This is a genomic window from Aquibacillus salsiterrae (genome assembly GCF_028416595.1).
Classification (GTDB): Bacteria; Bacillota; Bacilli; order Bacillales; family Amphibacillaceae; genus Aquibacillus_A; species Aquibacillus_A salsiterrae.
The window spans coordinates 1-4982 of sequence record NZ_JAMQKC010000047.1; the positions used below are offsets into that span (position 1 = coordinate 1).

The 4982-nt window shown below is 33.4% G+C and carries 7 protein-coding genes and 2 pseudogenes; 4 read left to right on the plus strand and 5 right to left on the minus strand.

The annotated features are described in order from the left end of the window. Positions 1-382: 382 nt before the first annotated feature. From NC799_RS18035 to NC799_RS18050, 5 genes and pseudogenes are all read right to left on the minus strand, one after another. A complete protein-coding gene (locus tag NC799_RS18035; protein WP_272447819.1) occupies positions 383-1009 on the minus strand; it encodes a hypothetical protein in 627 nt (208 codons plus the stop codon). A gap of 351 nt (positions 1010-1360) precedes the next feature. Next, complete coding sequence (locus tag NC799_RS18040; RefSeq protein WP_272447820.1) at positions 1361-1513, minus strand: hypothetical protein; 153 nt, start codon at positions 1511-1513, stop codon at positions 1361-1363. 53 nt (positions 1514-1566) lie between these two features. Beyond that, positions 1567-1677 carry a type I restriction endonuclease gene (locus NC799_RS18045; RefSeq protein WP_334313873.1) on the minus strand — a complete coding sequence of 37 codons (111 nt, stop codon included), beginning with the start codon at positions 1675-1677 and terminating at the stop codon, positions 1567-1569. Next, positions 1649-1990, minus strand: a pseudogene (locus NC799_RS18470) (restriction endonuclease subunit S); the annotation flags it as partial. The pseudogene NC799_RS18470 and the gene NC799_RS18045, both read right to left, overlap by 29 nt. Before the next feature lie 221 nt (positions 1991-2211). Then, a pseudogene (locus NC799_RS18050) lies at positions 2212-2613 on the minus strand (N-6 DNA methylase); the annotation flags it as partial. An 803-nt stretch (positions 2614-3416) separates the two neighbouring features. Between NC799_RS18050 and NC799_RS18055 the strand changes: the two are divergent. From NC799_RS18055 to NC799_RS18070, 4 genes are all read left to right on the plus strand, one after another. Continuing rightward, the gene (locus tag NC799_RS18055) at positions 3417-3593 is read left to right on the plus strand and encodes a helix-turn-helix domain-containing protein (protein ID WP_272447822.1); all 177 of its coding nucleotides are present in this window, start codon (positions 3417-3419) and stop codon (positions 3591-3593) included. After that, positions 3580-3801, plus strand: a complete 222-nt coding sequence (locus NC799_RS18060) for a helix-turn-helix domain-containing protein (protein ID WP_272447824.1) — start codon at positions 3580-3582, stop codon at positions 3799-3801. The genes NC799_RS18055 and NC799_RS18060 overlap by 14 nt, the downstream gene beginning before the upstream one ends. Further along, entirely contained in the window at positions 3789-4037 is a 249-nt protein-coding gene (locus NC799_RS18065; protein ID WP_272447825.1) for a hypothetical protein, read from the plus strand. Before NC799_RS18060 ends, NC799_RS18065 begins: the two co-directional genes overlap by 13 nt. Positions 4038-4125: 88 nt before the next feature. Beyond that, complete coding sequence (locus NC799_RS18070) at positions 4126-4860, plus strand: hypothetical protein (protein WP_272447826.1); 735 nt, start codon at positions 4126-4128, stop codon at positions 4858-4860. The last annotated feature ends 122 nt before the right edge of the window (positions 4861-4982 follow it).

Consider the following 4982-nt stretch of genomic DNA (forward strand, 5'->3'; position numbering starts at 1 on the left):
TTTTCAAGTTAATCATCGCTCCAGTCTCCCCACTAGAAATCAATTAATTTATTTCTACTGGGCTATTATAACCTACTGGGGGAGTTTTCAATGACTTTTGTGGCCCACTTTTAGATTACTATATACATACTTTTTGGTCCGCTTTTCCGGGCCATATGAATCTATTACGTCCATAACGCTATTTAAACATCAAGTACTGTTGATGAGATGAAACCAGTATAATCTAAAGCAAAACACTTCTGAAAAATTCTGTGGATAAGCTACTTTACAATCGTTTTTGTGGACAACTTTGTGGAGTAAGGTACTTATTTTTGGATAAGTTCACTTTGGTTGTCATGAACAAATAAGAGTGATCATTTGAAGGTGTGGATAAACTAAAAACTTAACCTTCCTTATTCAACCTCTCAAACTCTTCTTCAAAACACATAAACCAATAGCCAAATTCATCTTCCTTACAAATCGCATGCCTAACTTCATTTAACCCATCTACTCCAAAATGATGTGCCGATACTCTTTCAACTTGAATATCCTTATCAAAGTAACGATATACCATCAAAGCATTCGATTTTTGAATTCTGTTCTTTTGTGTCACCATATTGTTGAGACTTACAATTTTTTCTTTCGATTCAATGTTTTGAATTCCAATAACATTATGAGGGATGTAACCTTCCTCCGTTTCAGAAAACAGTTTTTCAATTGTATCCTCATCCTTGTTCCACTGGTTTTCCCGCTCCAAGTGCAACGCCAGATAAACATAGTTTTCATTGTCCACCCTGCTATCCCATTTCCACCAAGAAAGATCCATTGGTCTTGATCGTCCTTTTACTTTATCAAACTTCGAATCTTCAACAAAAGAATCAAATCCTAGCATTTCACCTAGATTAGCAAAATAATCAATCTCTCTCTTGGTAAACATAGATCGATTATGTACGGTCGATAAGTTTAGCCGCCTGTAATTTTGGACATATCCTTCAAAGAACTGAATTAAATCAAAATATTGCTTTTCCAAATTATCGCATCCTTAATATATAGATCTACCTTCCATACGAATACAAAGGTATGATCCTTAAAGTTGGCCAACAAATTCATATAAAGCTTGTCGTATATAGAAGATGTTTATAATTTTAGAGTACAGATGGTGCCGAGGATTAAAAACGACGATAAAGTTATTCGGATTAAGAACAAAGTAAGATCGAAAAAACATAATAAAAATCTATTGTATCTACAGGCTTCTTAATATGTTCAAGTAATTCTTGTACTTTTCATCTAAAGAAATACCAAAATAATGATTAAAATCTTCAAATAATATTTTTAAGTATTCCGTAAATTTATTATCGTTAAGTTTAGCATCTTTGAAGAACTACTCAAATTTATTAAATAGTCCATACATCATTGTGTCTAATGGACGATTTTCGATAATCGCATCTCCAACATTAATTTTCTTCCAGGCAGAAAATCGATCAATAGGTGCAGTAATCGTACCGGCTTCAGTCGCCACACCATCACTAATCATAAAAAAAGCATCATAGTAAAATAAAGAGGGGATGTGGACATACATATAGTTTTTTAACTGTTGTATGCATCATCAATATTTACTTCCTCACGGGAAGCACTTTTTAATTCTATAACAACGAGTGGCAGCCCATTATTATAAATAACGATATTCAAAATCGACAAACCAGTGTTTATAAATGGTATATGTTATTTCTTCCAACGTACACTTTATTGAATAATTATGTTCAATTTTTTTATCTAGAGAATACAATACATTAACAATTTGTTCTTGTTCCGGTAGACTAGGTAATAAAATTTTCATTTTCTTTACTATTTTTGTTGTTAAACTTCCTCTAATACTATGACTGTCAGATAGCTGACGAATTTCATTATATCTATTTTTAAGGTTGTAAAATAAGAACTTAGAGTTGATTAGTTCCTTATTACTTCTTATTGAGATAATTGATTGATTAATATAAGTATCTATTTCACAATAAGATGCTTGTCCTCTTGTTTATCCTTGCCCCGCAGAGGCGATAACTACATCCCCCACTTTTGCCAATTTAGTTGAAGAATTATCTATTCCAGCTTGAGTTATAGTTTTATCAGTTCTATAAATAAATCTGTTTCTTGTCTCTCCTGAAGATAACCAAGGGAACTCTCCATCCCAATACTCAGCTTTGGTTGTTGAAGGAGTTCCACCACTAAAAATTATGTAATCTTATTAATATCTATTTCTGTTAATTCACGTAATCTCCGACTGACCATTGTACCTAGTTTACGTCCATCTATAAACAATGTTTTTCCTTTATGTTTTTTGTTACGGTTCAATATCCAAATACACACAGGAATACCGGTTGTATAAAATAACTTTTCTGGTAATGATACAATAGCTTCAACCAAATCTGCTGAGATAATATTCTTTCGTATTTCCCCTTCACCCAAAGTATTTGAAGATAGGAAGCCATTTGCTAATACAACAGCTGCTTGTCCTAACTTATCGATCATATGCTCAATCCAAGCAAAGTTAGCATTTCCCGCAGGGGGTGTACCAAACTTCCAACGAGGATCGTCTATTAAGGATGCTTGTCCCCAATCACTATCATTGAATGGGGGATTTTTATACTATCTCCTTTGAATTATGTATTTTACATTTAATTTACATTTAATTATAACAAAAGTTAACATATATTTGTTTCCTTATTATAACAAACCACTTGAGAATCTTCTTCTAAAATTCAAATTTGTTCATTCTGTGTAAAAGTAAGACCCCGGGGGTCAAAAAATCCCCCGAACTATTAGTGCGAGGGAACATAAAACACACTTCTATATTTAGTTAAAAACCACTAAACCTATTGATACCAAGCTATTTCAACTCTATCAACGCTACGCACTCGACGTGTGTTGTGTACTTTTGACAGGAAAAATAATATAAAAAGCGACTATACCTACTTAAATGAAAGGGGGCGGTAAATGAGAACCGCTCCTTATTATTTTTACATATAAAGTGTACCTAGTGCCTAGTAAACGACTTAACATTATTTGATTATAGGTAATCCTCATTTCCTCTGTGAGAAATTTCCCCAAATATTTTTGTACGTAACTCTCTATAAAATGATTTTAAACTTATTCCATTCCCTTTAAAATGGATACCCCTTTTGTCAAATATTATTCAAGCGACAAACACCTATTTAATAAGCTAGTACCCAAAATAAGTAATATTGAGATACCTTCATGTTACCACGCAAAATAGCTACCTTCATCCGCTCCCACCGTCTAAAAATTATTTTAATTTGACGTACAAAACACCCATTTTAAAATTTTTTGTTTTGCTTTTTTTCTTTTACAATCTTTTGTTTTTTCACTATATCTTCTACCTATAATGGGGCTGACAGTGAACAGCAAAAGAAAGGTGTGACTTTATGGAACTATTGAAAATTCCTGAGGTAGCTAAAATCTTAAAGCTATCTGAAAATCGAGCTTATGTGCTTACGAAACAAGGGGTAATCCCCTCAGTAAAAGTAGGCGGTTCAATTAGAGTGCTGCAAGATGATTTAAAAAACTATCTCAAAGGCGGTGGTAATAATGATACTAAATGAACTTGGTAAACTTTACTCTATTGAAATAGTCGCTGAGTTATTAGACGTTGAAGAACAAACAATCCGCAAATGGATTAAAGAAGGCAAATTAAAGGCTTTAAAACTTGCAGGAACAACCTTAAAGGTATCGGAAACTGAACTTGAAAAGTTTGTTTTACAGGCTTTCTATCAATCATCTAAGGGGGGCAAAGTAACATGCGAAAAATAACTGTAGAAAAGACCGCTCGTATCCTTAATGACTTTAACATTAGCTTTACCGAGGGAGCGGTGAAATCATTAGTACAACGTCAACTATTGAAAACTGTTCCTTTAGAGTATGAGAAAAGACGAAATAGCAAATATAACTTTGCTATACCAATAAAGACTTTAGGAGATTTCCTTAGAGATAAAGGCTTTACTGATGACGAGATTAAAAACGCTTTACCTTATGGCGTAGAAATCTAGCCCACCCTTACGGTGGTTTTTTTACTGCAACTATTAAGACACATGAAACGATTACTCAAAAGAATATGAAAATCAGGAGGATGTAGAAATGAGTATTCCAATGATAAATACGATTACAGGCGAGACAGTTAATGTAACCTATTATATGACTGAGGAAGAGAAAAATAAATGGGAGGAAAAGAAAAAAAGAACCGCTTACAGGCAGAAAAACATTATTCCCTTTGTTGCATGTTATCTTGACCCAATCAAAGAGGTTACGCAACATCTATCATTAATCGAAGGTGGAGCGGTTATGAAACTACTTCACTATCTAAAGCAAAATGGGAAAGGAAAGCTATCTAGAGAAGGTAAACCCTTAAATCAAAAAGACCTACAAACAATACTGGGTAGGGGAGCAACGCAGACAAAACAAATAGTAAAAAGGCTTGAATACCTTTCTATACTAATTCCAATAAAAGAAGGACGTTCCAAAGTCTTTTACATTAATGAAAACTTCCATTGTATGGGTAAACTATTAAATAAACCCTTTGCAAAGCTACTTAAAGGGCGGTTAAGTACGATTGTGGATAGGTTGCCACTAAATCAATTAGGTTTTCTTTATAAGATTTTGCCCTATTTCCACTTTGAGAAATGCTTTCTTTGTTATAACCCTAACGAAGAGGACTTTAGTATCATCAGGAAAATGAGCAGAAGTGATTTAGCTAAAGCTATTAACCATGACCCTGATGAACTTACTAAGATTGTAAAGAACCTGACAAAAGAAGGGGTGATTATGACCACTGAAAGTCGTGGTAGTTTAATGTATTATGTACATCCTGTATAAATGATACCCTAAGGATGTACATAAATGATTGTTTAAAAATGTACAATATGGATGCTTAACCGCATAATATTCTTGAGGTGAATATTGTGCATATCGCAATCATTGTGAATACAGATATCGAA

What these genes read in the sequence shown, in the direction of transcription:
- NC799_RS18040 (WP_272447820.1), bottom strand. Translation starts at nt 1,513, where the DNA reads ATGATTAGTGATGGTGTGGCGACTGAAGCCGGTACGATTACTGCACCT.
- NC799_RS18055 (WP_272447822.1), top strand. Translation starts at nt 3,417, where the DNA reads ATGGAACTATTGAAAATTCCTGAGGTAGCTAAAATCTTAAAGCTATCT.
- NC799_RS18060 (WP_272447824.1), top strand. Translation starts at nt 3,580, where the DNA reads ATGATACTAAATGAACTTGGTAAACTTTACTCTATTGAAATAGTCGCT.
- NC799_RS18065 (WP_272447825.1), top strand. Translation starts at nt 3,789, where the DNA reads ATGCGAAAAATAACTGTAGAAAAGACCGCTCGTATCCTTAATGACTTT.
- NC799_RS18070 (WP_272447826.1), top strand. Translation starts at nt 4,126, where the DNA reads ATGAGTATTCCAATGATAAATACGATTACAGGCGAGACAGTTAATGTA.